Below are 670 nucleotides of genomic sequence, written 5' to 3'. Positions count from 1 at the left end.
TCTAAGCCTCCACGAGTGACCGATAAATGGATATGTGGATGCCAGTTAAGGGCTCGACCATAAGTATGAAGCGCTCCGAATATCCCTACCTCAAGTTCATGCTTTTTTGCCCACTCTAACAGCGTGTCTGCCGCAAGAGAGAACAAATCATTGAGTAGTGTTGGATTGGCTTCGAAGATAGGCCATAGCTCGCTCGGCATAGTGAATGTGATGTGTTGATGTTCACAGTCAGGCATGACATCAAGTTGAGTATGTATCCATTGCTCGGTGGACTTAGTGCCACAAGAACTGCAAGCCTTCGTTTTGCAGCTTTGGCAGATGACCTTAGTATGCGGACAGTCTGGCGTACCACAATCGTAGTGTTTAGCGCCCATCATGTTAGTCCCACACGCTAACATTCGTTCAACACAGGTGATTTGCCAGAGACTAAAAGTCTGAGCGTGTTTCCAAAGCACCTTTTCCCAAGCGTTGTCTTTTTCAAAGAGGAGTTTCGTTGCGCGGGGAAGAAATTCTTTTGGTGTGTGGTGGCGACGTCTGTCTATGGCCTGAGTATTGAACCACGTAAAAATCTAGAGGAGGGGAACGTAAGGATAGGATAACGTACTATGAATGATAAGAGTATCAATGAATTAACAGCGCCCTAGCTCGATGCGTAGCATCGCTATCTTGA

1 pseudogene is annotated in these 670 nt (G+C 46.4%); it reads right to left on the bottom strand.

Annotation, left to right across the window (positions count from 1 at the left end):
• A pseudogene (locus H5300_RS26960) lies at window positions 1-561 on the bottom strand (transposase zinc-binding domain-containing protein); the annotation flags it as partial.
• Between the last annotated feature and the right edge of the window lie 109 nt (window positions 562-670).

It is taken from the genome of Vibrio sp. SG41-7 (assembly GCF_014164465.1).
In the GTDB taxonomy this organism is placed as follows: Bacteria; Pseudomonadota; Gammaproteobacteria; order Enterobacterales; family Vibrionaceae; genus Vibrio; species Vibrio splendidus.
This window is presented reverse-complemented; position numbering and strand designations above follow the sequence as displayed.